This is a genomic window from Ruegeria conchae, assembly GCF_000192475.1.
GTDB classification, from domain to species: Bacteria; Pseudomonadota; Alphaproteobacteria; order Rhodobacterales; family Rhodobacteraceae; genus Ruegeria; species Ruegeria conchae.
Map to the genome: position 1 here is coordinate 107,553 of NZ_AEYW01000006.1, position 23,050 is coordinate 130,602.

28 protein-coding genes are annotated in these 23,050 nt (G+C 55.4%); 14 read left to right on the forward strand and 14 right to left on the reverse strand.

Annotated elements, in window-relative coordinates:
• Positions 1 to 7 precede the first annotated feature (7 nt).
• Positions 8 to 505, forward strand: coding sequence for a MarR family winged helix-turn-helix transcriptional regulator (locus G7G_RS0104990; RefSeq protein ID WP_183085401.1), 498 nt, complete (start codon positions 8 to 10; stop codon positions 503 to 505).
• Between the two features lie 80 nt (positions 506 to 585).
• Here the strand turns inward: G7G_RS0104990 and G7G_RS0104995 are convergent, their stop codons facing one another.
• Together G7G_RS0104995 and G7G_RS0105000 are read right to left on the reverse strand one after the other, a co-directional pair.
• A complete protein-coding gene (locus tag G7G_RS0104995; RefSeq protein ID WP_010439106.1) occupies positions 586 to 1,281 on the reverse strand; it encodes a DUF1194 domain-containing protein in 696 nt (231 codons plus the stop codon).
• Positions 1,275 to 1,703 (reverse strand): VOC family protein, encoded by a 429-nt coding sequence (locus tag G7G_RS0105000; RefSeq protein ID WP_010439108.1) that lies wholly within the window; start codon positions 1,701 to 1,703, stop codon positions 1,275 to 1,277. The genes G7G_RS0104995 and G7G_RS0105000 overlap by 7 nt, the downstream gene beginning before the upstream one ends.
• Positions 1,704 to 1,881: 178 nt before the next feature.
• On the opposite strand from G7G_RS0105000, the gene thyX reads away from it, so the two are divergent.
• Positions 1,882 to 2,793, forward strand: a complete 912-nt coding sequence (gene thyX / locus G7G_RS0105005) for an FAD-dependent thymidylate synthase (RefSeq protein WP_010439110.1) — start codon at positions 1,882 to 1,884, stop codon at positions 2,791 to 2,793.
• A 123-nt stretch (positions 2,794 to 2,916) separates the two neighbouring features.
• On the opposite strand, the gene G7G_RS0105010 is transcribed toward thyX, so the two are convergent.
• The gene (locus G7G_RS0105010) at positions 2,917 to 3,123 is read right to left on the reverse strand and encodes a cold-shock protein (protein WP_010439113.1); all 207 of its coding nucleotides are present in this window, start codon (positions 3,121 to 3,123) and stop codon (positions 2,917 to 2,919) included.
• Positions 3,124 to 3,337: 214 nt separating this feature from the next.
• Here G7G_RS0105010 and G7G_RS0105015 point away from each other — a divergent pair, with 214 nt between their 5' ends.
• Positions 3,338 to 3,655 carry an ArsC/Spx/MgsR family protein gene (locus G7G_RS0105015; protein ID WP_010439114.1) on the forward strand — a complete coding sequence of 106 codons (318 nt, stop codon included), beginning with the start codon at positions 3,338 to 3,340 and terminating at the stop codon, positions 3,653 to 3,655.
• A gap of 42 nt (positions 3,656 to 3,697) precedes the next feature.
• Positions 3,698 to 4,066 carry a hypothetical protein gene (locus G7G_RS0105020; protein ID WP_010439117.1) on the forward strand — a complete coding sequence of 123 codons (369 nt, stop codon included), beginning with the start codon at positions 3,698 to 3,700 and terminating at the stop codon, positions 4,064 to 4,066.
• 1 nt (position 4,067) lies between these two features.
• On the opposite strand, the gene G7G_RS0105025 is transcribed toward G7G_RS0105020, so the two are convergent.
• From G7G_RS0105025 to thrS, 5 genes are all read right to left on the reverse strand, one after another.
• Positions 4,068 to 4,586, reverse strand: coding sequence for a DoxX family membrane protein (locus G7G_RS0105025; protein WP_010439120.1), 519 nt, complete (start codon positions 4,584 to 4,586; stop codon positions 4,068 to 4,070).
• Entirely contained in the window at positions 4,583 to 5,344 is a 762-nt protein-coding gene (locus G7G_RS0105030; protein WP_010439123.1) for an HvfC/BufC N-terminal domain-containing protein, read from the reverse strand. Before G7G_RS0105030 ends, G7G_RS0105025 begins: the two co-directional genes overlap by 4 nt.
• Positions 5,341 to 6,198, reverse strand: coding sequence for an MNIO family bufferin maturase (gene bufB / locus G7G_RS0105035; RefSeq protein ID WP_010439125.1), 858 nt, complete (start codon positions 6,196 to 6,198; stop codon positions 5,341 to 5,343). The genes G7G_RS0105030 and bufB overlap by 4 nt, the downstream gene beginning before the upstream one ends.
• A 71-nt stretch (positions 6,199 to 6,269) precedes the next feature.
• Complete coding sequence (locus G7G_RS0105040; protein WP_010439128.1) at positions 6,270 to 6,572, reverse strand: BufA1 family periplasmic bufferin-type metallophore; 303 nt, start codon at positions 6,570 to 6,572, stop codon at positions 6,270 to 6,272.
• Positions 6,573 to 6,794: 222 nt separating this feature from the next.
• Positions 6,795 to 8,753 carry a threonine--tRNA ligase gene (gene thrS / locus G7G_RS0105045; RefSeq protein WP_010439131.1) on the reverse strand — a complete coding sequence of 653 codons (1,959 nt, stop codon included), beginning with the start codon at positions 8,751 to 8,753 and terminating at the stop codon, positions 6,795 to 6,797.
• Positions 8,754 to 8,970: 217 nt separating this feature from the next.
• Between thrS and G7G_RS0105050 the strand changes: the two genes are divergently transcribed.
• The 6 genes from G7G_RS0105050 (at position 8,971) to G7G_RS24955 (ending at position 12,523) form a co-directional block, all read left to right on the forward strand.
• Positions 8,971 to 9,720, forward strand: a complete 750-nt coding sequence (locus tag G7G_RS0105050; RefSeq protein ID WP_010439134.1) for an alpha/beta fold hydrolase — start codon at positions 8,971 to 8,973, stop codon at positions 9,718 to 9,720.
• Positions 9,720 to 10,712 (forward strand): alpha/beta hydrolase, encoded by a 993-nt coding sequence (locus G7G_RS0105055; RefSeq protein ID WP_010439138.1) that lies wholly within the window; start codon positions 9,720 to 9,722, stop codon positions 10,710 to 10,712. Before G7G_RS0105050 ends, G7G_RS0105055 begins: the two co-directional genes overlap by 1 nt.
• Entirely contained in the window at positions 10,712 to 11,137 is a 426-nt protein-coding gene (locus G7G_RS0105060) for a VOC family protein (RefSeq protein WP_010439141.1), read from the forward strand. Before G7G_RS0105055 ends, G7G_RS0105060 begins: the two co-directional genes overlap by 1 nt.
• Before the next feature lie 20 nt (positions 11,138 to 11,157).
• Positions 11,158 to 11,772 carry a hypothetical protein gene (locus tag G7G_RS0105065; protein WP_010439143.1) on the forward strand — a complete coding sequence of 205 codons (615 nt, stop codon included), beginning with the start codon at positions 11,158 to 11,160 and terminating at the stop codon, positions 11,770 to 11,772.
• Positions 11,773 to 11,846: 74 nt separating this feature from the next.
• Positions 11,847 to 12,374, forward strand: coding sequence for an alpha/beta fold hydrolase (locus G7G_RS22760; RefSeq protein WP_310793651.1), 528 nt, complete (start codon positions 11,847 to 11,849; stop codon positions 12,372 to 12,374).
• Between the two features lie 50 nt (positions 12,375 to 12,424).
• Positions 12,425 to 12,523: an alpha/beta fold hydrolase gene (locus tag G7G_RS24955; RefSeq protein ID WP_420794972.1), complete on the forward strand. Its 99-nt coding sequence runs from the start codon at positions 12,425 to 12,427 to the stop codon at positions 12,521 to 12,523.
• 29 nt (positions 12,524 to 12,552) lie between these two features.
• On the opposite strand, the gene G7G_RS0105075 is transcribed toward G7G_RS24955, so the two are convergent.
• Positions 12,553 to 13,137: a DUF6151 family protein gene (locus G7G_RS0105075; RefSeq protein WP_010439144.1), complete on the reverse strand. Its 585-nt coding sequence runs from the start codon at positions 13,135 to 13,137 to the stop codon at positions 12,553 to 12,555.
• Entirely contained in the window at positions 13,134 to 14,408 is a 1,275-nt protein-coding gene (phaZ, locus tag G7G_RS0105080) for a polyhydroxyalkanoate depolymerase (protein ID WP_010439145.1), read from the reverse strand. Before phaZ ends, G7G_RS0105075 begins: the two co-directional genes overlap by 4 nt.
• A gap of 111 nt (positions 14,409 to 14,519) precedes the next feature.
• Between phaZ and G7G_RS0105085 the strand changes: the two genes are divergently transcribed.
• The 4 genes from G7G_RS0105085 to G7G_RS0105100 all read left to right on the forward strand — a co-directional run bounded on the left by G7G_RS0105085 (position 14,520) and on the right by G7G_RS0105100 (position 18,362).
• Positions 14,520 to 16,322: a PHA/PHB synthase family protein gene (locus G7G_RS0105085; RefSeq protein WP_010439146.1), complete on the forward strand. Its 1,803-nt coding sequence runs from the start codon at positions 14,520 to 14,522 to the stop codon at positions 16,320 to 16,322.
• Between the two features lie 132 nt (positions 16,323 to 16,454).
• A complete protein-coding gene (locus G7G_RS0105090; RefSeq protein WP_029621740.1) occupies positions 16,455 to 16,901 on the forward strand; it encodes a phasin family protein in 447 nt (148 codons plus the stop codon).
• 136 nt (positions 16,902 to 17,037) lie between these two features.
• Positions 17,038 to 17,592, forward strand: coding sequence for a polyhydroxyalkanoate synthesis repressor PhaR (gene phaR / locus G7G_RS0105095; RefSeq protein ID WP_010439148.1), 555 nt, complete (start codon positions 17,038 to 17,040; stop codon positions 17,590 to 17,592).
• A gap of 8 nt (positions 17,593 to 17,600) precedes the next feature.
• The gene (locus G7G_RS0105100) at positions 17,601 to 18,362 is read left to right on the forward strand and encodes a trypsin-like serine peptidase (RefSeq protein ID WP_010439149.1); all 762 of its coding nucleotides are present in this window, start codon (positions 17,601 to 17,603) and stop codon (positions 18,360 to 18,362) included.
• 2 nt (positions 18,363 to 18,364) lie between these two features.
• Here G7G_RS0105100 and G7G_RS0105105 read toward each other — a convergent pair whose 3' ends face one another.
• The 4 genes from G7G_RS0105105 to G7G_RS0105120 all read right to left on the reverse strand — a co-directional run bounded on the left by G7G_RS0105105 (position 18,365) and on the right by G7G_RS0105120 (position 23,032).
• Complete coding sequence (locus G7G_RS0105105) at positions 18,365 to 19,564, reverse strand: DegT/DnrJ/EryC1/StrS family aminotransferase (protein ID WP_010439150.1); 1,200 nt, start codon at positions 19,562 to 19,564, stop codon at positions 18,365 to 18,367.
• Between the two features lie 112 nt (positions 19,565 to 19,676).
• Positions 19,677 to 20,981 carry an NAD(P)/FAD-dependent oxidoreductase gene (locus G7G_RS0105110; protein ID WP_010439151.1) on the reverse strand — a complete coding sequence of 435 codons (1,305 nt, stop codon included), beginning with the start codon at positions 20,979 to 20,981 and terminating at the stop codon, positions 19,677 to 19,679.
• A 12-nt stretch (positions 20,982 to 20,993) separates the two neighbouring features.
• On the reverse strand, positions 20,994 to 22,352 hold the full coding sequence (locus tag G7G_RS0105115) for a glutamine synthetase family protein (protein WP_010439152.1): 1,359 nt from the start codon (positions 22,350 to 22,352) through the stop codon (positions 20,994 to 20,996).
• Positions 22,352 to 23,032, reverse strand: coding sequence for a type 1 glutamine amidotransferase (locus tag G7G_RS0105120; RefSeq protein WP_010439155.1), 681 nt, complete (start codon positions 23,030 to 23,032; stop codon positions 22,352 to 22,354). The genes G7G_RS0105115 and G7G_RS0105120 overlap by 1 nt, the downstream gene beginning before the upstream one ends.
• Between the last annotated feature and the right edge of the window lie 18 nt (positions 23,033 to 23,050).

The window sequence follows — 23,050 nt, forward strand, 5'->3', positions numbered from 1 at the left end:
GGATCGGATGAGTATGGAGTTACAGGTCGCCGCGCCAGGGACCAAAGGGTTCATGACGGGTTATCTTGAGGCACTGGCGCTGGTTGAGCGTCTGCACCGCTTGCTTCTTGATGTCATCAAAGATGAATTTGAACGTGTCGGTGTGTTGGAAATTAACGCCGTGCAGGCCTTATTATTGTTTAACATAGGCGATCATGAAGTGACTGCCGGCGAGTTGACGAGCCGAGGCTACTATCAAGGCAGCAATGTCAGCTACAACCTCAAGAAGCTGGTCGAGATGGGGTATATGCACCATCAAAGATGCGAAATTGACCGGCGTTCTGTCAGGGTGCGATTGACCCAACGCGGGCGAGAGATTCGCGATATAGTATCTGATCTATTTGCCCGTCATGCAGAAGGGCTGCAAAATCGTGGCGTGATTGGTGCGGATGGGATTGAAGAGATATCGGGTTCATTGCGACGGGTCGAGCGGTACTGGACAGATCAAATCCGCTATATTTACTAGCTGTCTAAGCGGTCAGAGGCCAGATTTCATTGGACTGTCCAATGAAGCGGCACCTCATGCCTGCAGATGTGAAACATTCATCAGGGGTGCAGCTCGGTAAGTTCAATGCCCTTCAATTCTCGTTCCAGCTTGCGCCGCATTGCGTTTTCAAAGTCTTCAAATCCATTTGCGATTTCAAGGAAAGCTCCGGGGCCGTGCAGGACGTTGGACTGAAAAAACGGGATCAGGTCGATTTCGCCCTCAAAGTCGCCAGCGTTGATGACCAGACCATTCACGGTCGTGTTCTGGAACGGAAAATGCTTGTAGGCGATTTGAGGCCCGTAGCCATCGTTGTTTTTCCCGTCACCTGAAATGTCGATGGTTTGGAACAGGCAGCGGGGCGCGCGTTGCATGAGCGTTGCACCGTATGCCAAAGCATGTCCCATCGCTGTTGGATAATCATTGGCAGACCTCTCGGAATCGCCGATGCTGTGTGCGGCAGCAAGCAGGTCTGCAGGCGTCTCGATCAAGAGCCAATCCAAAAGAAGTTTCTGGTTGAAACTGCCGGACCATTCGTAGACCGCCAGTGCAACCGGCTGCGGAGACCTAAAAAATGCCTCTTGCACTTCTGGTGCGATCAGGGCGGCGGCCAACCCTTTGCGCTGTAATGCATCTTCGACAGCATCGACCGAAGTTGAGATGTCCATAGCAAGGGCAAGTGCAAGGCGACATTGCTCGGCCCAAACGGGGCCGCCTAAAACGAGCAACCCCAGAGATGTTATCCGGCGGATCACCAATGACCGGTGCTTTCCATGCTTGCCCACGGTTCCGCCGGTTCCAGTGCCTCTCCGTTTTGCAGTAATTCGACAGAGATGTTGTCGGGCGAGCGCACAAACGCCATTCGCCCGTCGCGGGGTGGGCGGTTGATTACGATCCCGTTGTCCTGAAGGTGATGGCAGGTCTCATAAATATTGTCGACACCATAGGCGAGGTGACCAAAATGGCGGCTGTCGCTGGGCAGTTTATCGTCGCCATCCCAGTTATAGGTCAGTTCGATCGGGGCGTCTTCCTGACCAGGAGGGGCGAGGAAAACCAGTGTGAATCGACCTGCTTCACTGTCGTAGCGGCGGGTCTCTTTCAGGCCAAGAAGCTCATAAAATGCCATGGATTTCTCAAGATCCTTCACGCGGACCATAGTGTGGAGGTATGTCAGCCCCATCGCGACTTTCCTTACATTGATTGTGATGCCCAGCACCTTAGCGCGCCGCGATGCGGTGTCGAGAGGGAAGGAATGACACAATTCGCAAATTGCGCGCTACGCCGCACATATCGCGGTTCCGGTGGTTGATAAGCCGATATATAGTGGTGGGCGACTCATTGCTGGAAAGGATGATTTCATGCCTCTGTCTTCCGACCAACTGGCCGAGATTGAAGCGCAACGCGCACAATCGAGCCCGACCCGCCGCGTCGTTGCCGAAGGTATGGAAGATCACCTGTACACGGCGCATCAGGTTCTGGATCACGGATTTGTTCGGGTCATCGACTATATGGGCGATGACGCCGCGATCTGTCAGGCCGCGCGGGTATCCTACGGCAAAGGCACCAAATCGGTGCAGAATGACGAAGGCCTGATCCGTTATCTGATGCGGCATTGGCATTCGACCCCTTTTGAAATGTGCGAGATCAAACTGCACGTCAAATTGCCGGTTTTTGTCGCCCGCCAGTGGATTCGCCATCGGACTGCTAATGTGAACGAATACTCGGCCCGTTACTCGATTCTGGATCGGGAATTCTACATCCCCGCGCCCGAACATGTGGCCGCACAGTCTGAGGTGAACAATCAGGGCCGTGGCGACACGTTGCAGGGCGAAGAGGCCGCACGGGTGTTGGAGATTTTGAAGGCCGACAGCGCGCGATGCTATGACAACTACGAAGCTATGATTGGTCAGGATGGCCAGCAAGGGTTGGCACGAGAACTGGCGCGGATGAACCTGCCAGCCAATATCTATACGCAATGGTATTGGAAGGTGGATCTGCACAACCTGTTCCACTTTTTGCGTCTACGCGCTGACCCTCATGCGCAGTACGAAATCCGCGTTTATGCTGATACCATGTGTAAGATCGTCGCTGACTGGGTGCCGTTTGCCTATCGCGCGTTCGAGGATTATCGTTTGGGTGCTGTCAATCTCTCGGCTCAGATGGTGACCTGCCTGCGCCGCATGCTAAGCGGTGAGACCGTTACTCAGGAAAATTCAGGCATGACAGCGCGTGAGTGGCGCGAGTTCGAAGGCGTTATCCGCGAAAGCTGAATAGTCAGGAAAAAAGAAATAGCGCGTCCCGAGGTGGGCGCGTTTTTTAGGGGTAGCTAACGGTTAACGGCCGGAAATTGGCCGCCAACCTTATTTGTCTTTCCCGCCGGGGCGGGCCTTGCCTTACAGCGGCTTCAAATCAGACGCCATCTGTCGGCCATCACGTCCGTCTTCCAGCTCGTACGAGACCTTCTGATTGTCAGCGAGTCCGGTCAGGCCGGATCGTTCTACGGCCGAGATATGTACAAACACATCTTTGCCACCCTCATCGGGCGCAATAAAACCATAGCCTTTGGTTGTATTAAACCATTTCACGGTGCCAGTTGGCATTTCCCGTGTCTCCTTCTACTTACACGTTGTCCCACAAATTGGTGGGGGTAGTGGATGGCAATACCGCAACACATCACTGTTCGCCCAAACGATACAGCCCGGGTCGCGTGTTTCGCCTTTTTCAACATTGCACGGTGAAGTAAAAAATCAAGAATAACTGGGCCATGCCAATGGAATTGCCCGATTTTGCAGTGAAGACAGGATCAATCAAACTATGCGCCTCTATGGATTGAAGAATTGCGACACATGTCGCAAGGCATTGAAATCGCTTCCGAATGCGGAGTTTGTCGACGTGCGGGGGCAAGGTGTTCCCGAAAATATCCTGTCGGAGGCGTATGAGGCTTTCGGCAAAGCCTTGCTCAATACGCGGTCAACAACCTGGCGCGGATTGGATGAGTATACACGAAATCGGCCGGTGCTTGAGCTGTTGGTTGATCATCCTACCTTGATGAAGCGACCATTGATTGAGGCAGATGGCCGGATGTATTTGGGCTGGACGCCTGAAACGCGTCAGGCCCTTGGTGTTGCCTAATCAATTGCCTATGTGACATGGACAACAAGCGGAGACCTGTGAATGCGAAACGCTGCCATGATACTAGGTGTGATTGCCGGGCTGATCGGAATGGTCGTCGGATTTTTCGGCTATGGCTTTGTGGAACTGATCGACCAATTTGGTGAGATCGAAGGGATTGCCGAGCAGGTCGATAACCCGGAACTGACCCAGACCGCTTCGATTGTGGCACCACTATTGGCGATAGTGGGTGGAGCGATGGCTCATTCACGTGCTCTGGTCGCGGGCATATTACTGCTAATTTCTGCGGCGGGGATGTATTACGCCTTTGGCTTTGGCGTCTTCACAATGTTCCCAATTGCCTTTGCCGGAGCAGCAGGAATGCTTGGGCTCGCGGCTGGAAAACCGGACGAGCCCAAGGCGCATTTTTAAGTCACTTCAGGCGCAGCAGCCGATCCAGTGATAGCGGGCCTGCGCCGTTGATTACGATCACCAGCAATAGGAATGTCCACATCACGCGCTGATCCATCAGCGTGATCGCGTTGTCGAACAAGCCACCTAGTTTGACGCCATGTCCAGTAACATCGGTCAGGGTCTGCACCCAGACAAATCCAATCATGCCAAGGGCGGCGAGACGGGTCAGCAGGCCGACCAGCAGCAGTACGGGCAATACAAACTCAGCCACGGTTCCAAAGAAGATGACAATTCGCTGGAAGAAAGTCATTTGGCTGACGTCATACAGGACGGCTTCGGCCGCCTTGGGGAAGATTTGCCCAAATGCCCCGGCGGATGGCGAAAATATTGAGCCGTCAATCTTCAGTGTTGCCGAGTTCCAATAATAAACGAACAGGACAGCGATAAAAACAACCCGAGCGAGGGTAGGCGTCAGCCAGCCGGACGTGTTCGCCACTTTGTCCATCGTGTCATTGTAGGTAGAGATCAGGGCAGTCATGTGTCCAGCCTTTCGATAGTCACAGAAGTTATTGCACCGCCCTGCAAAAGCAGTGCCAGAGTGGTTCCAAGGTCAAACTCGGGCGTTTCCGCCATGGTGGCTTCGAATGCTTCACCGATGTTTTGCCCGTTTTGAACGCGTGCGATCCATGCCGCGCCGCCTTGTGGCAGCAGCTGCGGGGCAGGATCGTATTCGGGACGTGTAATCAGTACATCCTGAGCGCCCGCTTCAGGTTTCGGGGCGCCGTCTTCAGTGTTAAACAACCAGATCGCGTGAACAGGCCATTCAGATCTTAAAGCAGTTGCCGCAGGTGCGAGGGTCAGCTTGGCGCGCATCAAATCTTCTGGTGGGACGCTCAATGCCTCGGGGTCGATAGGCTGGCAATCGGCGGCGTGATAGGCCCGCCGCAACGCCAGCTCCAGCCGCGCTACATCTGGCAGGTATCCCAGATGCGACAATTGCTCCATACCTTCCAAAAAGGCAGGGAATTCGTCACCGTAAAACATCATAAGTGGTGAGGTAGGCGGGTGCTGGCGCAGGAAAATCCCGGCAAGCCCATCCATGTTCTGTGATCCCAGCAACTTAGCAATGACTGGAAACGCCTGATGCATTGCCTCTGTCAATGAAACGGCGACATTGTTGCGATACACGCTGAAACGACGGCCCGCCGCGTTTGCTTGTGCATCCACCAAACCACCCGGAATCGATTTGTTGGCGTCCAGCAAAGCGTCATGGAAGGTGGTTTGCGATACGTTCATGCGGGAATCTTGTCCAAAGCAGATTTGGCACGTTCGGCTTCGGCCCTCAGGATTGGCCAGTCCGGTACGTCGGTATCCCATTCGATCAGCACCGGCTTGGGTCCCGATTTGTCCAGAACGTAGTCCAGCAATGCCCAGACCGGATCAACCACCTCGCGCCCGTGGCTATCGATTAGCAAGGGATGGCCGTGATCGTCTTCGTCTTCGTCATGACCGCCCAAATGAATCTCACCCACCTTATCGAGCGGGTAGGCGTCGATATAGCCCTGAGGTGAGAAATCCAGATTAGTGGCAGAAACAAAGACGTTGTTCACATCCAACAGCAAACCACATCCGGTGCGGCGCGTTATCTCGCGTAGGAAATCAGGCTCGGACCAGGTGCTTTCTTCGAAAGCCAAATAGCTGGAAGGATTTTCCAACAGCATTTGCCGTCCAACGACCCCTTGCACCTGATCAATATGATCGCACACGCGGGTCAGAGTGGCATCGGTATAGGGCAGGGGCAGCAGATCATTCAGGAAGTGACTGTCATGAGTTGACCATGCCAAGTGTTCCGAGAAGCTTGCTGGGTTCAGCCAACCAACCAAGTGTTTCAGGCGTGCGAGGTGATCTGGGTCCAGCGGTGTTTCACCACCAATGGAGAGGCCAACGCCGTGAACGGATATGGGAAATTGTTCGGATAGATGGCGCAGTTGTGCTAAAGGACGCCCGCCATCGCCCATATAGTTTTCTGCATGAATCTCAAGCCATTCTACTGGCTTAGCATGCTCAAGGATTTGCGAGAAATGCTGCGGTTTATATCCGACGCCTGGGGCGGCGGGCAATCGATTTGATCTGAGAGCATTGTCTAACATGTGCAAATCCCTTGATCATCACAGAAAGGGCGGGCGATGGTGCCCGCCCTTTCCGGTTAATTCGGGCAGTCTTATGCAGGCAGATCGCGTTCCAGCGGCTCGAGCGAGCCTTTGCGGTCCGCACCATCTGCTGTTTTTGGCAGCTCAATGTCCGCGCAGGTGCCTGCGTCAACCAGAGTCCATGCATTACCCTGATAATCTACAGTTGACGTGCCCGCGCAGGTCGTACCGGGGCCAGCCGCGCAGTCGTTTTGACCGGCCAGCGAAACGCCATAGCATTTCTCTTTGGCCTGAGCGGTCGCCGTTGTTGCAGCGCCGGAAACGGCGGCGGCCACTGCGCTTGCGATAACCAGTGTTTTTGCGGTGTTCGACATCTCGGATTTTCCTTTTGCTGACTTTAAGTGTCTGCTTGTGACAATGACAAAGGTAGTAGCTTGATGCTCAGAGTTGAATTCACGAGCCCGTGTCTCACAACCCCGTCAAAGACCGTCATGGCCCCTTGAAGGTTAACAAACTGTTTTTGAAATGAAAAATGGTATTTGTTTCAATCCGGCCCTAAAATCAGGGCCGGATTTTCGGCAATTTGGCACCGAATGTTACAGCAGATCTGGCGGCGTTGCGGCCTGACCCAACTCTTTTGTTACAGATTCAAGCGGCTGAACTTGCGTCTGTTTTTCACCGAGACGGCGGACACTGACCGTGCGCTCATCAACTTCGCGGTGACCGACGGCCAGAATGATCGGGACTTTGCCAACCGAATGCTCGCGGACCTTGTAGTTAATTTTCTCGTTACGAATATCAGCTTCGGCCCGAACACCAGCGGCGCGCAAGGCTTCGACCACTTCGGCCACATACGCATCAGCCTCGGACGTGATCGAGGCGACTACGACCTGCCGCGGCGCAAGCCAGAAGGGCAGCTTGCCTGCGTGTTCTTCAATCAAGATGCCGATAAACCGCTCGAACGAACCCAGTGTCGCGCGGTGCAGCATGACCGGACGGTGTTTGCCGCCATCGGCGCCGATATATGTGGCGTCTAGACGTTCTGGCAGAACAAAGTCCACCTGATGGGTGCCGCACTGCCAGTCCCGACCAATCGCATCGGTCAGAACGAACTCCAGTTTCGGGCCATAGAACGCCCCTTCACCCGGGTTGAGTTCCGGTTCGATCCCTGCGGCACGGATCGCACTGAGCAGGGCGGCCTCAGCCTTGTCCCATACCTCGTCGGAGCCAGACCGCTTTTCGGGGCGATCCGAGAACTTGACCGAGAAGTTTTCGAACCCGAGGTCTTTGTAGATCTCGGACAGGAACCGAATGAACTCGGCGGTTTCAGATTCGATCTGGTCTTCGGTGCAGAAGATGTGCCCGTCGTCCTGGGTAAAGCCGCGTACGCGCATGATACCGTGCAGAGCACCCGAGGGTTCGTACCGATTGCACGATCCGAATTCGGCCATACGCAAAGGCAAATCGCGATAGGATTTCAGGCCTTGGTTGAATATCTGCACGTGACAGGGGCAGTTCATCGGTTTCAAGGCGTTAATAGCCTTTTCCCGCGCATGTTCCTCGTCGACTTCGACGATGAACATGTTTTCCTGATATTTGTCCCAGTGACCCGAGGCTTCCCACAGCTTGCGGTCGACAACCTGAGGCGTGTTGACCTCGACATAACCGCCCTTGCGCTGCTGACGGCGCATATAGTCCTGAAGTTGGGTGTAAACGGTCCAACCATTGGGGTGCCAGAAAATCTGCCCCGGAGCCTCTTCCTGCATGTGGAACAGGTCCATCTCGCGGCCCAGCTTGCGGTGATCGCGCTTGGCGGCTTCTTCCAGCATATGCAGATACGCCTTCAGCTTTTCCTTGCCGGTGAAGGCCACGCCATAGATGCGTTGAAGCATGGCGCGGTCGCTGTCGCCGCGCCAGTAGGCACCGGCAATGGACATCAGTTTGAACGCATCGCCCGGCACCTGTCCGGTATGCTGCAGATGCGGACCGCGGCATAGGTCCTGCCAGTCGCCATGCCAGTACATGCGCAATGGCTCATCGCCCGGGATGGCCTCGATCAGCTCGACTTTGTAGGGCTCGTTATTGGCCGCATAGAAATCGATCGCACGCTGACGATCCCAGACCTCGGTGGTCACGGCGTCGCGCTTGTTGATGATTTCCTTCATCTTCTTTTCGATCTTGCCGAGGTCTTCTGGAGTGAACGGCTCGGCTCGGTCGAAGTCATAATACCAGCCGTTCTCGATCACGGGGCCAATGGTGACCTTAGTGTCCGGCCAGATTTCCTGCACGGCGCGTGCCATGATGTGCGCCAGATCGTGACGGATCAGCTCATTGGCCTGCGCTTCGTCTTTCATGGTATGGATGGCGATCTGTGCATCGGTTTCGATGGGCCACTGCAGGTCCCAATGTTTACCATCGACCGTCGCCGAGATCGCTTTTTTCGCCAGCGATGTTGAAATGTCGGAAGCGACCTGAGCTGGCGTGACGCCTGCGTCAAAGGTACGGGAATTGCCATCGGGAAAAGTAAGGGAGACTGACTGTGAGTCCAGGGCCATATCGGCTCTCCTCGTCGGTTTGGCGCCCACTGAACGCCCGGTTGCGGGTTATGTGTGTTCGGCTCATGTGGCAGGTGGGGATGCGCGTGTCAAGGGTGGAAACGAGAGGCGCTGCCCCTCGCGCACCCCGGGATATTTTTGGCCGGATGAAAAAGGGGTCGGGGAATTGCGAAGCGCGTGATGACGTGCATGATGCGGGAAAAGAAAAGAGGATTTCATGGCAGAGACGAAATTTCTTGAGACAGCGCAGGGGCGACGGCTGGCTTATCACAAGTCTGAAGGAACGGGGCCAACCATCGTTTTTCTGGGCGGATTGAAATCGGACATGGAAGGCACCAAGGCTGTGCATCTTGAGGCCTGGGCCAGGGCGCGAGGGCAGTCTTTCTTACGCTTCGATTATTCGGGGCATGGTGAAAGTTCCGGTGAGTTTACCGACGGGTGCATTGGGGACTGGCACGAGGATACGTTGGCTGCAGTCTCACGGTTGACCGCGGGCCCGTTGATTATTGTGGGATCATCCATGGGCGGATGGCAGGCATTGTTGCTTGCGCGGGTTATGCCTGAGCGGATGGCGGGTATGGTGACGATCGCCGCAGCGCCGGATTTTACCGAAGACGGGTATTGGGCTTCGTTTTCAGATCAGCAGAAATCTGATCTGGAGACCGTTGGGCATGTGGAGCTGCCTTCGGACTATATGGAGCCCTACGTCATTACCAAGCGGATGATTGAAGATGGGCGGCAGCGTCTGGTTTTGCGTACGCCGCTTAAATTGCCCTTCCCGGTGCGTTTCCTGCAGGGAACGGCAGATACGGCGGTATCCACTGAAACAGCAGTAGGCTTGCTTAACCACGCGTCGGGTCAAGACATGCAGCTTCTGCTAGTCAAAGACGCGGATCACCGATTCTCGGATGGACCGTGCCTTGGTTTGATCGAGCAGGCCGTTCGCGACGTAATAGGAGGCACCTGATGCAGCGCTTTGGCTGGATTTTGGGGCGTCTGCTGCTGGGATTGGCCCTGATTGGTGGGTTGGTCTTCGTATTTGGCCCCCGTGAGCCTGTAGACCTGCATCCCCGTTTCGATCCACGCAAATTTGGTGAAGGCGTTCAGGTCTATTTTGAAAGCATCGAAACTGCCTATGACGACATCGAGCCGGGGGTCGAAAAGCGTGTGATCTGGCAGGATGAGTTTTATGAGCAGCGAACACCGTACGCCGTGCTTTATATCCATGGGTTCTCGGCCTCGTCAGAAGAGATCAGGCCGGTGCCCGATCGAGTCGCAGAGGCGCTGGGCGCCAACCTTGTTTATACCCGGCTTCAAGGGCATGGGCGTGATGGTGACGCGATGGCTGAAGGGACAGCATCGGGCTGGATGCGGGATGCGGCCGAGGGGTTGGCAGCAGCCCGGGCAGTCGGAGAGCAGGTAGTTGTAATCTCGACATCTACTGGCGGAACTCTGGCGGCAGCAGCTGCGCTGGATACCGAACTGAGTGCGAATGTGGCCGCGATGATTTTTGTCTCTCCGAACTTCGGTGTGAACATGGCTGCGGCCTGGGTGCCAACTTTGCCTTGGGCGCGAGATTGGTTGCCTCTTTTGATGGGGGCCGAGCGGGATGTATCCAGTTCTGATACTGAAAAGAATAGGTATTGGACAACAATCTACCCATGGGAGGCGGTTGTGCCGATGTCTGTCATCGTAGATGCAGTCTATGGGTTGGACTTTTCAGGTGCACCGATCCCCGCGCTATTCTGGTTCTCGGATGACGATCAAGTCGTGCGGCCGGACAGAACGCATGAAGTGGCAAAGGCATGGGGAGGCCCGGCCTCGGTTGCATTGGTGACCATGGGCCCCGGGGATGATCCAGCTTCGCACGTTGTGGCGGGGCGGTTGATGTCGCCCGGTCAGACGGATGCAACGGTCTCAGGTATGTTGGAGTGGCTATCGGAGCAGGGGATTGAGTGATGGAACAGCGTGTAAGTCTGATCACGATCGGCGTCGAAGACTTAGAAACAGCCGCTGTTTTTTATGAGAAACTGGGCTGGCGACGTGTTGAAAGTCCGGATGGGGTGATTGCGTTTGATCTGATCGGGCAAACGCTGGGCCTCTATCCACTTGCCGCTTTGGCTGACGAAATGGGAGTGGACGTCGCAACTCTGGGAGGCGGGTCAATGACGTTAAGCCATAACTGCCGAGCGAAAGATGACGTGGCAGCGCTGATTGATCAGGCGGAACGTGCCGGAGCGGAGGTGCTCAAGCCAGCATCAGACGTCTTCTGGGGCGGACATCACGGGTATTTTCGCGCTCCGGACAAGACGATCTGGGAAATTGCGTTCAACCCGTTCTCGACCTTAGCAGCGGACGGTTCCTTTCGCTGGAACGGGTACTGATCGTGCGTCGGCCGGGCAGCATGTGGAGCCTCGAGAACCTGGGTCGTGTGCGCCTTTCCCGGCATTTCTTCATGCGGGATTTCCTTTATTCCGAAATTGGAAACTTTCACGAGATACAGAACGTACCTGACAACCCCGATCTTGCGATCGAAACGGGGCGTGCGTTTTGTGAAACACTGATGGATCCACTGGAAGAGACCTTTGGGCGGGTCGCTGTACGCTCGGGCTATCGTTCTCGGTCCTTGAACCGGTTCGGGAACGAGAACAGATTGAACTGCGCCCGCAATGACAACCCATTAGAGTGCCACATCTGGGACTGGGGCGAAGGCGACGCGCGTGTCGCGGGTGCTTCGGTCGTTATACCATGGTTTGCCGACCGGTATGAACAAGGGCGCGATTGGCGGGATCTTGCGTGGTGGTTGCATGACCATCTGGATTACTCTGAAATCTGGTTTTTTCCGAAACTCTGCGCGTTCAATCTGGTATGGCGGCCCAAGCCTGTTAGGCGGATCGACAGTTATATTGCGCCGCGCGGCTGCTTGTTGCGGGCGGGGGCCGATCCGGAAGAAACGCTGGCACAAAGGCAGGCGCGCTACGCGGATTTTCCGCCATTCAGGGCGATCAGTTATCCCTGAAGTTTTACTTGCCCGCCCCTGGCAATCCTCTCATCCTGTAACAAAACAATAAACAACGAGCGGAGGGCGCCAGGGTGATCGAGCCGTTGGTTTTGCTGCCCGGATTGATGTGTGACGCGCGGTTGTTTCAGGCGCAGATCACAGCGATGTCGCATGATCGTGCGGTCACGGTTGCACCAATCACCGGTGGTAAGCGGATAGAGGAGATCGCGTCGGGTCTGCTGGATCAACTACCGCATCGGTTCGCATTGTGTGGGTTTGGTCTGGGTGGAAGCATCGCGCTTGAAATTGTGCGACGCGCGCCTGAGAGGGTGACACGATTATGTTTGATCACGGCAGAGGTGCAGGCGGACACGCCTCAGATCGCTGCAGACCGCGAAGAATTGATCATAGGGGCGCAGGCGGGACGGTTGGACGACGTCATGCGCAGCGTGATCGGTTCAGACATGCTGGCCCCAGGACCGAAACGAATTCCGATTCTCGATGATGTATTGCAGATGGCCGGGGCGTTAGGACCGGATGTGTTGTGCGACAGATGCGAATATTGCAGCGGCGTCCGGATCAGCAAGGCACGTTGCGACGGATCAAGAGGCCGACCGTGATCATGTGCGGTGCTCATGATGCCGAAGACACGGTGCGGAAACACGCTTTCGTGGCAGATCTCATTCCGGATGCGGTGCTGCATGTAATTGATGGAGCTGGACATTTCCCAACACTGGAAGCTCCTGACACAGTAACTGAAACGCTGTAGGACTGGGTTCAAACTCCGCTACGGCTGACCTAGTCGTAGAAAGCTGCGCGTTCTTCTTTTGTTAAAATGGTCGGTTGAGCAACGGGGGTGCCCGTCTCGGAATCGAAAAACGGTGTTTTCTTCCAGCTTCCCGACAGGCGCGATTTTAGAACCCGCTTCAGCAATCCCATGGCCGCGTAGCGAATTTTTTCATGAGATTGTTTGCCATCAGGCCCGGGCACAAATCCGCGTGTGGTAACGGGACCAAGACTGTTGCTGTCGGGGATGCGTTTCACAATAACCCCCGCGAATGGAAATTTGGGGGTCAATGGCGTTGTTGCCAATGGCGCGTTGCAGCATTTGGCATACCACCGCAACATACCCTTGGGACTAAGCTGCATCAAAGCCAAGTGCTCGGCTCCTCGGTCTAACTCGATTTCTTCCGGGGCCATCTGAAAAATGTCGACAGGACCGGGGGCCGGGTCTGGCTGTTTGAAATAAAGCTGGGCTGCGCGACAATCATGGCAGAAGCAGACGACATGCGTACCTGATTTGACGCCGCGCTCTGTGATGCGGCCAGAAAGCGCGCCGCAGTCACAGCTGAAGGAAAGTTCCTTGGCTGCGGTGCCGCTCATGCCACTTTGTTGCTATTGGCGGCGCGACGGCGTGGTTTCTTGCGGCTGTTTTCATTCATGAAATCAATCACAAGCGGGCGGATGTTGTCACGCCAGCTGCGGCCCGCGAAAATACCATAATGGCCAGCGCCAGGTTCGACATGGCTGGCTTTTTTGCTGTCCGGCAGGCCGGTGCACAAATCAAGCGCTGCAATGCACTGACCGGGTGCCGAGATATCGTCGTTCGCGCCTTCAACCGATTTCACGGCGACATCGGTAATCTTGCCGATATCCACCTTGTGTCCGGCGACAACAAATTCGTTCCGCGCAATCTCGCGGTTCTTAAAGACCCGTTCGACGGTTGAAAGGTAGAACTCGGCCGTCATGTCCATCACGGCAAGATATTCATCATAGAACCGATTGTGGGCATCGTGATCCGAAGCTTCATCCCGGATCACCCGCTGGATTTGGTCCGAAAACGCCTTGCTATGACGCTCGGCATTCATCGACATGAACGAGGCAAGTTGCAGCAGGCCGGGATAGACCATGCGACCGACCCCTTTGTATTTGAAACCAACGCGCTGGATCATGGTTTCTTCCAGTTGGCCCATTGTAACGCGGCGACCAAAATCCGTGACCTCGGTTGGGGTCGCATCCGGATCGACCGGCCCACCGATCAAGGTCAGTGTGCTGGGCTGCGCTTTTGGTTCGACTTCGGCCAGATAGGCGGTTGCGGCCAATGTCAGAGGGGCAGGCTGGCAAACGGCGACAACGTGTGTGTCGGGCCCGAGTTCTTTCATAAAATCGACAAGGTAGAGGGTGTAATCCTCAACATCGAACTTGCCTTCGGACACAGGGATATCGCGCGCATTATGCCAATCGGTGATGTAAACCTCGCAATTGACCAACAAGCTTTTGACGGTCGAGCGCAGCAGCGTCGCATAATGGCCCGACATGGGTGCCACCAGCAGAACTTTGCGAGGCTGCTCTTCACGCCCGTTGACGCGGAAGTGGATCAGGTCGCCGAACGGGCGCTCAAGCACTGTTGTGACATCGACCAAATGGTCCTTGCCATCTTCGCAGGTGAAGGTGCGAATACCCCAATCGGGTTTGACGACCATACGTTGGAATGTTCGCTCGGTTACTTCACCCCAGGCTGCCATCCAGTTGAAGGCCGGATTGGGTGTCATCGAAAACAGGGGATAGGACGCCATCGCGCTGGCGGTTGCACCAAGCCATTGGTTGGTGTTACGCATGGTTTCCATCAGGTCGTAAGTCATCATGTAGCGCATCGAATGTGCCTCCTGAGTATCAGCCTGAGAATTCGGACCATTCGCCGCTTTGCCCCCCGACGCCTACGACGTTATTCTGCACAGCAGCGAGACTAGGGGGGAATTGTTAAAATGACAACTACCGACGACCAGACGCCAGAATTGACTGAAGAACATATTGAACGACTTAAAGAAAATATGGGCAAAGTCGAAGAATTGTCCAAACGCCTCGTCGAAGTCATGGCGGGAAAAACGCCGCATACCCCTGCGTTAGACGGCCCGAATCAAGAGCTTTTTGCAAAAGCAGCAACAGCCTATTGGGCCGATGTCATGCAAAACCCCTCAAAGCTGCTGGAACAACAGATTGAGTATTGGGGAAAGTCAGTACTCAACTTTGCCGAAGCGCAGAAAGCGATGACTTCTGGCGAAAGCGAAGAGCCGGACGCCCCAGTCAAAGATAAGCGGTTTTCCAACCCGATGTGGGACACCAACCCCTATTTCCGCTTGATCCGCCAGCAATACCAGACCAATGCTGATGCGATCGCTCAGGCTGTCGCATCTGTTGATGACCTAGATACCAAAGACAAACAGCGCCTGCGTTATTTCTCGCAACAGATCATCGATATGATGGCGCCGACGAATTTTCTGGCCACCAACCCCGATGCGCTGGAGAAAGCCGTCGAGACTGAAGGTCAGTCATTAATACAAGGGCTTGAAAACCTCGTATCCGATCTTGAGGCCAATGACGGCGAGATGGTTGTCCGGCTCGCCGACGAAAGCGCCTTTGAGATCGGTGGCAATATCGCGACAACGCCTGGAGACGTCGTTTACCGCAATCGGATGATGGAACTGATACAATATAAACCGGTGACCGAGACGGTGCATGAAACCCCGATCGTTCTGTTCCCGCCCTGGATCAACAAATTCTATATCCTCGACCTGAAGGCTCAGAACAGCTTGATTAAATGGGTGACCGAGCAGGGCTATACCCTGTTTGTGGTCAGCTGGGTCAATGCCGACAGCTCTCATGCTGATATCGGGATGGAAGACTATATTCAGGAAGGGTTTCTGACTGCCATCGAAGAGGCCAAGAAAATCTGCAAGGTCAAGCAGGTCAACGCGGTAGGCTACTGCATTGCTGGAACGACACTCAGCCTAACCCTTTCGCTAATGAAGCAACGCGGCGACAAATCGGTCAAATCGGCTACCTTCTTCACAACTCTGACGGATTTTGGCGAGCAGGGAGAATTTACGCCGTTCCTGCAAAACGATTTCGTAGATGGGATCGAAGATCAGGTTTCAAAAGACGGCGTGCTGAAGGCCTGGATCATTGGCCGGACGATGTCTTTCCTGCGTTCACGGGATCTGATCTACACACCGGCGATCCGCAGCTACATGATGGGTGAGACACCGCCCGCCTTCGATCTGCTTTACTGGAACGGTGATGGGGCCAATCTGCCAGGAAAGATGGCGATCCAGTATCTGCGCGGTTTATGTCAGGGCAATGGTTTCGTGACGGACGGGTTCGAATTGCTGGGGCAGAAGCTGCATATCAAAGATGTGGATGTGCCGCTTATGGCGATTACCTGTGAAACAGACCATATTGCCGCCTGGAAAGACTGCTATCGCGGTGTGCAGCAGATGGGTTCGAAATCAAAATCCTTTGTCGTGTCTGAGTCCGGTCATATCGCAGGCATCGTCAATCCGCCCAGTAAGAAGAAATACGGCCACTATACCAACCCTGATCTTAAAGCGGATGCTGAGACCTGGCTGAAAGAGGCTGACTTCCACGAAGGTTCGTGGTGGCCGATGTGGGAAGCGTGGTTGAAGAAGCGGTCAGGCAAGCAGGTTCCGGCCCGGGATACCGGCGATTCGGATCATCCGCGCTTATGTCCGGCTCCGGGGACCTATGTTTTGGTCAAGGCAAACCGCTGATATCACTTTGAAACTCAAAATTTTCTGCATCGCAGCAAGAAAAAACTTGCAATGCTGCGATGCAGCAATCATATTGCCTTCAAGCTGATGAGAACCGGGGTGGGCCCGGAACGGCTAGAAGGATTTAGGACAATGGCAAAGACCCAAGACTTTACCGCGACCCTGAAAGACATGATGGGCGCGTTCCCGGTTGACACAACCGCTCTGGAAGACGCATTCAAATCGACCGCTTCGCTGAACGAAAAGCTGTCGGGTGTTGCTCTGGACGCAGCTGAAAAATCGGCTGAAATCTCGAACAAATGGACCAAAGAAACTCTGGCCAAACTGACCGAGATGTCGAAAGCAAAAACCGAGCCTGCAGATTACGCAAAAGCCGCAACCGACTTCGCAAGCGCGTCGGCTGAAGTTGCTGCTGAAAACCTGGCTGCTTTCGCTGAGATTGCGAAAAAAGTTCAGACCGAAACCGTTGAGCTGCTGATGGCGGCTGGCAAAGACGCTGCAGAAGATGCAACTGCAGCTGTCAAAAAAGCCACCAACGAGGTGACTGCTGCAGCAAAGAAAGCAGCAACTGCAAAGTAAGATAAGACTGCGACTTAGCACCCATTCCTCCCAAATGGTGCAATCGCTGCGGGCAGGTCGCTTGACCTGCCCTTTCTTTTTGTTCTGCAGTCGCATAACCTCTGCTGCAACGCATCATCCTTGGGGAGGGTACAGGGTGTCGGAACAAGAAAAACCTCTGCTGATCAAGCGTTATGCCAGCCGTCGGCTGTATAATACTGAGACTAGCGATTACGTGACGCTTGAAGATATCGCGGGCTTTATTCGCGACGGGCGTGAAGTGCAGATCATCGACCTGAAAACCGGCGATGATCTGACCCGCCAATATCTGCTTCAAATCATTGCCGAACACGAAAGCCGTGGCGAGAATGTGCTGCCGGTCAACGTCCTGAATGATCTGGTCCGTAGCTACATGGTGCCGGGCGGGGGCATGATGCCACAATTCCTGCAGAGCTCGTTCGAGATGCTGCGTGAAAGCCAGTCCAAGATGATGGAAAACATGAATGCGATGAACCCGATGTCACAGATGCCGGGTTTCGACGCGATGCAGGCGCAGCAAAAGGCTTTCCTGAAGGCAATGACCGGGGGCTTGGCTGGCAACTGGTCCAGCCCCGAGCAAGAGCCTGAGGCACCGTCCGAGCCGAAAGAAGATCTGGACGACATCAAGAAGCAGCTTGCCGATTTGCAGCAGAAGCTTTCAAAGCTGAGCTGATTTTACCGATGCGTTGGCTGTTTGTGCTGTGCGCGGTGCTTTGGGCATCCCAGACTGCAGCACAAGGGCAGTTCACGTCGATCTGGGAACCTGTCTGCACATTAGGACACGATACCGCTGCGGGCTGCGATGATATCCGCGCGCGCGAAATTCTGGACGCTTCGACTGAACCTTGGCGCGCGATAGGGCGCGTCAACTTTGCCAGTCGTAGCCAACGGTCGCACTGCACGGGTGTTCTTGTCGCTGAACATTTGGTTCTGACCGCAGCGCATTGTCTGTTCAACACTGCCCGTCAGCGCTGGATCCCTCCTGGCAGCATCCGCTTTGCATCGGGTTATCAACGCGGTGAGGCCATTGCTGTCTCATCCGTCACTGCCTACCGGCTTGATGCAGAGCAGGGTGTCGGTGGTCGTTTCAACAATCGCGCTGATCTGGATTGGGCCGTATTGGAACTGGACCAGCCGATTGGAGTCCAGTTGGGCTTTTTCTCGATTTTCCAGACCGCTGAGAGGGTCGGTTCGGTCGTAGGGTACCCCGGATTGCGCCCGCATGTGCTGAGTCAAACGGGCTCATGTGCCCCAAACCCGTCAGGTGATGGGCTTTTCCATGGGATTTGCCCGGTCATGATGGGAGATTCTGGTGCACCGTTCCTCGTACAAACCGATGCGGGCCTCGCCGTTGCAGGAATACTATCGCGTATTGCACCAACCCCCGATGGGATTGATGCATTGTTTCTGTCTATACAGGAGTTCGATCTGGGCAGGCGTTAGAGCTAGGTGCCATAAACCGGCATCGGACCAACAACTTCACCAATCGAGGCCAGTAGGATGTCGGCAATGACGTCCAGCTCTTCGCGTGTCAGGCGCACAGGCAGGCGCACATCACAGGCCTTCATCAACATTGCGCGGGTCTGCGGCAGATCAAACTGCTCGGGCAGGAACTGCCAGTTCCAGAAGGCGCGGGCATTGTCCTGACTCATGCCAAACACCTGCACTTTGACGCCACGCGCTTCGGCAGCAGCGGCGAAGGCGCGAATTTCTTCGTCGTTAAGGTCAACCAGATTAAACTGGATTGAATCCGGTGCGCGCTGCTCGGGCGCCAGAGGGGCAGGGACATCGATATAGGGCGACGTGTTCAGTCGATCAGCCACATAGTCATGGTTTGCCAGCCCGTCGCGCACTCGGCGGGCCAGTTCGGGGATTTGCGGGCGAATGACTGCGGCGCTGAGGTTGCTCATGCGCAAGTTATACAGTGGCAATCGGTTCTGCCATTTGGCAAAGGCCTGTTCCAGCTCTGACGAGCCCGAGTGTTTTTTCCAGTTATGCTCGTACGCACCCGACATGATGACCGCCTGAGCAACCAGATCAGCATCATCGCTAACCAGAATGCCACCTTCACCGGCGTTGATCATCTTGTAAGACTGGAACGAGAAGCAGCCTACCTTGCCGATAGTGCCAATATTACGCCCATGCCAGGTTGTGCCCAGTGAATGGGCCGCGTCTTCGATCACAGGGATATCGAGTGCGTCACACAACTCCATGATGGCGTCTATATCCGAAGTATGGCCGCGCATGTGGCTGATGATCACCGCCTGCACGCTGTCGAGCTTGGCGGCGAAGTCGGCCACATCGACGCGATAATTGTCGCCGACTTCGCACAGAACCGGAATGCAATCCGCGTGCACGATTGAAGACGGCACGGCCGCAAAGGTAAATCCGGGAATCAGAACCCGCGCATCGCGGGGTAAGCCCAACGCTTTGAGCGACAGAAATAGTGCTGCGGAACAGGACGAAACAGCGAGCGCGTATTTCGTGCCAAGTAGTTCTGCGAATTCTGTTTCCAGCAGGGCGACAGGCGCATCCTGCGGGGCGGTATAGCGGAACAGATCGCCTGACTTCATCAGGGCGTCGATGGCGTCTCTTGCGGCTGCGGGGATAGGTTCGGCTTCATGAACGTTGGGTACAAGCGTCATATTTGGATTTCCCGAATTTTATCTTTGGGAAATATAAATTCGATGCTCTGACAAGCCAAGTCCCAATTCGCATCGTCAGCGAGATTTCACCAATTCGTCGTATGGAATGTGTTCAGATACCCAGCCTGTCGCGCGTCGCGTACCAAGTCATCGCCAAGATCAACAGGGGCGTTCGCAATGCGGGTCCACCAGGGAATGGCAGCGCAGGAACGCGGGCCATGGTATCAAACCCCTCAGCCTGTCCCTGAATCGCCAGTGCCATTAGTTGCCCCGCATGGGTCGCAGTGCCAACGCCGTGACCGGAATAACCCGAGGCGGACAGGATATTCGGTGCGATCCGGGCGAGGTAGGGCATACGCCGCATGGTGATACCGAGGGTTCCACCCCAAGCATAGTCAATCTTGACGTCTCGCAGATGCGGGTAAATCTCGGTCATCGGTTTGCGCACCTTGGCGGCGATGTCCTCGGGGAAACGATAACCATAGCTTTCGCCACCCCCAAACAGCAGCCTTCCATCTGCACTTAACCGGAAGTAGTTCACCACGAATTTCGTGTCAGCAACGGCGATATCCTTGGCCAATACCTTTTGCGCCTCGGCGCCCAATGGCTCGGTTGCCGCGATGAAATTGTTGATGGGCATCACACGCGATGCAACTTGCCGGTTCAGATCGCCGAGATATCCGTTGCAGGCCAGAATAACGTTATCTGCGGTGATCTTGCCTTTTTCCGTGCGCACAGTCACGCGAGCGCCCTGATCGATGCCAAGAACCTCGGTGTCTTCATGCAGTCGTAACCCCGCTCCGACCGCGGCGCGCGCGAGGCCAAGCGCATAGTTCAACGGATGCAAATGCGCCGCACCATTGTCCAGATACCCACCCGCATAGGCAGGTGAGGGACAAAGCCCGCGCGCAGCATCGGCATCCAGGGCTTCGATTTGGTCGTATTTGTATCTGCCCGACAGATGCGCCGCGTGATCATGTAGCTCAGCGCGCTCCGAGTCGTTGAAGCCCAGAACCGCAATTCCTGGCTTCAGATCGCAGTCGATCTGATGCTTTGAGATCAGTGATTTGACCAGATCCTTTGCATCTTCGGCCAGATCCCAAAGCTTTAAGGCGTCGTCATCGCCAACGAGCCGCTCAAGATCCTCCTGGTCCATCCGCTGTGCGCTGCCCAGTTGGCCTCCGTTGCGACCCGAAGCGCCAAAGCCCGCGCGGTGAGCTTCGAGCAGGACAACATCGAACCCGGCCTCAGCTAAATGCAAAGCGGCCGAAAGGCCCGTATATCCGCCCCCGACAATGCAGACGTCCGCGGTGTGGTCGCCTACAAGTGCCGGATAGCGGTCGAATGGATGCGCAGTCGCGGCGTACCAGCTCGGCGGGTACTCCGCCTTGCGATCATTGGAATACAGCAGGTTCATCGCGTCGTTGCCTTAGACGTTCATCAGCAGATGCTCGCGTTCCCACGGGGAAATGACCTGCAAGAACTCTTCGTACTCAGCACGCTTGACGATGCCGTAGACGCGGGCGAATTCAGGACCCAGAACTTCGTGCAGGGCTGTTGCTTCATCAAACAAGTCCAGGGCTTCACCCATGATCTGAGGGATATCGCCGTCGCCTTCATAGGCGTCACCGTAGAATTGGCGGCGTGGGCGTTCTTGCTGAGTCAGCCCCAAATAGCCGCAGGCCAGTGACAATGCGATGCCCAGATAAGGGTTGCAGTCCATGCCTGCGATGCGATTCTCGACCCGTCGCGCCTCGGGGCCGGACAGAGGTACGCGAATGCCGGTTGTGCGGTTGTCGCGCGCCCACTCCAGATTGATCGGAGCCGCGTGGTCTTTGACGTAGCGGCGATAAGAATTCACATACGGCGCCATCACCGCAAGCCCTGCGGGCAGGTGGTTTTGCAAGCCGGCGATGAAGTTGTAGAAGGCGTCCGTTTCTCCGCCCTGAGGGCCCGAGAAAATATTCTGACCCGATTCCATATCGATAATTGAGTGATGGATGTGCATGGCCGAGCCCGGCTCATCCTCGATCGGTTTCGCCATGAATGTTGCAAAGCAGTTATGACGCAGCGCGGCTTCGCGGATCAGACGTTTGAAGTAGAATACCTCATCGGCCAGTTTTACAGGATCGCCATGACGCAGATTGATCTCCAACTGCCCGGCCCCGCCTTCTTGCGTGATCCCGTCGATTTCAAACCCCTGAAACTCGGCAAAGTCGTAGATGTCGTCGATCACCGGCCCGAACTCATCGACCGCCGTCATCGAATAGGCCTGCCGCGCCGCCGCCGGACGGCCCGAGCGGCCCATCATCGGCTTGATCCCTTGCGCCGGGTCTACATTCGGCGCGACAAGGAAAAATTCCATCTCAGGGGCGACAACCGGCTTCCAACCTTTGTCGTGATACATCTTCACAACGCGTTTGAGCACATTGCGGGGGCTGAAAGGGATCGGCTCGCCATCTCGGTCGAACGCGTCGTGAATCACCTGCAAGGTCCAGTCGCCCGTCCAAGGAGCGGCCGACGCAGTTGAGAAGTCGGGTTTCAGGATCATGTCCCGCTCAATGAAACCGTCCTCACCTGCAGCTTCGCCCCAATCCCCTGTGATGGTCTGGTAGAAAATGCTGTCGGGTAGGTGAAAATAGGATTGCTTGGCAAACTTTGACGCCGGGACCGCCTTGCCGCGGGCGATGCCGGGCAGGTCAGAGATGATGCATTCAACCTCATCCAGCCGTTTGCCTTCAAAGTAGGTGCGTGCCGCTTCAGGCAGTTGATCTGTCCAGTCGGCCATTAGGCCCTCGCTTTCTTTAGGAATTCTGCCATGTGGCGACCGATTTTGGCATTGTCATCCGGGGCATCATGCCGGTTCGCGGCCGCCTGCATCAACGCATCAGGAACCACACCTTTGCCTCGGGTCTCCATCAAGCCCTGAATGAAGTCATTTCCATATTCAGGATGGGCCTGCACGGTCCAGATCGTATCGCCATAAGTGACCATGGCGTTTTGGCAAAAGTCATTCGTGCCAGTGACCACAGCACCTTCGGGCAGTTGGGTCACCTGATCCTGATGCCATGCGTTCAGGGAGACGGATTGATCGCCAAAACGATAATCGGTGCGTCCAATGGCCCAACCATCTTTGAACTTTTCCACTTTTCCACCAAGGGCTTGCGCGATGATCTGGTGACCAAAGCAGACACCGATCAGCGGGTTTCCGGTTTTCTGAATGTCCCGGATCAATTGCTCGAGCGGTGGTATCCACGGGTGATCTTCGTAAGCACCATGGCGTGAGCCCGTGATGACCCATCCATCCGCCTGATGTGCGTCCTCAGGAAACTCGCCATCGACGACTGCATATGTCTGGAATTCGAAGCCGTTGCCGCCCAGCAATGCACGAAACATTCCATCATATTCCCCGAATTGATCATACAATTCGTCGGGTGGGTGGCCGGTTACAAGGATGCCGATTTTCATAGTTCACCAAATTTGATC

Coding starts and splice junctions, on each gene's coding strand:
- G7G_RS0104990 (WP_183085401.1), top strand. CDS start 8: ATGAGTATGGAGTTACAGGTCGCCGCGCCAGGGACCAAAGGGTTCATG.
- G7G_RS0105000 (WP_010439108.1), bottom strand. CDS start 1,703: ATGGGGCTGACATACCTCCACACTATGGTCCGCGTGAAGGATCTTGAG.
- thyX (WP_010439110.1), top strand. CDS start 1,882: ATGCCTCTGTCTTCCGACCAACTGGCCGAGATTGAAGCGCAACGCGCA.
- G7G_RS0105010 (WP_010439113.1), bottom strand. CDS start 3,123: ATGCCAACTGGCACCGTGAAATGGTTTAATACAACCAAAGGCTATGGT.
- G7G_RS0105015 (WP_010439114.1), top strand. CDS start 3,338: ATGCGCCTCTATGGATTGAAGAATTGCGACACATGTCGCAAGGCATTG.
- G7G_RS0105020 (WP_010439117.1), top strand. CDS start 3,698: ATGCGAAACGCTGCCATGATACTAGGTGTGATTGCCGGGCTGATCGGA.
- G7G_RS0105025 (WP_010439120.1), bottom strand. CDS start 4,586: ATGACTGCCCTGATCTCTACCTACAATGACACGATGGACAAAGTGGCG.
- G7G_RS0105030 (WP_010439123.1), bottom strand. CDS start 5,344: ATGAACGTATCGCAAACCACCTTCCATGACGCTTTGCTGGACGCCAAC.
- bufB (WP_010439125.1), bottom strand. CDS start 6,198: ATGTTAGACAATGCTCTCAGATCAAATCGATTGCCCGCCGCCCCAGGC.
- G7G_RS0105040 (WP_010439128.1), bottom strand. CDS start 6,572: ATGTCGAACACCGCAAAAACACTGGTTATCGCAAGCGCAGTGGCCGCC.
- thrS (WP_010439131.1), bottom strand. CDS start 8,753: ATGGCCCTGGACTCACAGTCAGTCTCCCTTACTTTTCCCGATGGCAAT.
- G7G_RS0105050 (WP_010439134.1), top strand. CDS start 8,971: ATGGCAGAGACGAAATTTCTTGAGACAGCGCAGGGGCGACGGCTGGCT.
- G7G_RS0105055 (WP_010439138.1), top strand. CDS start 9,720: ATGCAGCGCTTTGGCTGGATTTTGGGGCGTCTGCTGCTGGGATTGGCC.
- G7G_RS0105060 (WP_010439141.1), top strand. CDS start 10,712: ATGGAACAGCGTGTAAGTCTGATCACGATCGGCGTCGAAGACTTAGAA.
- G7G_RS0105065 (WP_010439143.1), top strand. CDS start 11,158: ATGTGGAGCCTCGAGAACCTGGGTCGTGTGCGCCTTTCCCGGCATTTC.
- G7G_RS0105075 (WP_010439144.1), bottom strand. CDS start 13,137: ATGAGCGGCACCGCAGCCAAGGAACTTTCCTTCAGCTGTGACTGCGGC.
- phaZ (WP_010439145.1), bottom strand. CDS start 14,408: ATGCGCTACATGATGACTTACGACCTGATGGAAACCATGCGTAACACC.
- G7G_RS0105085 (WP_010439146.1), top strand. CDS start 14,520: ATGACAACTACCGACGACCAGACGCCAGAATTGACTGAAGAACATATT.
- G7G_RS0105090 (WP_029621740.1), top strand. CDS start 16,455: ATGGCAAAGACCCAAGACTTTACCGCGACCCTGAAAGACATGATGGGC.
- G7G_RS0105100 (WP_010439149.1), top strand. CDS start 17,601: ATGCGTTGGCTGTTTGTGCTGTGCGCGGTGCTTTGGGCATCCCAGACT.
- G7G_RS0105105 (WP_010439150.1), bottom strand. CDS start 19,564: ATGACGCTTGTACCCAACGTTCATGAAGCCGAACCTATCCCCGCAGCC.
- G7G_RS0105110 (WP_010439151.1), bottom strand. CDS start 20,981: ATGAACCTGCTGTATTCCAATGATCGCAAGGCGGAGTACCCGCCGAGC.
- G7G_RS0105115 (WP_010439152.1), bottom strand. CDS start 22,352: ATGGCCGACTGGACAGATCAACTGCCTGAAGCGGCACGCACCTACTTT.
- G7G_RS0105120 (WP_010439155.1), bottom strand. CDS start 23,032: ATGAAAATCGGCATCCTTGTAACCGGCCACCCACCCGACGAATTGTAT.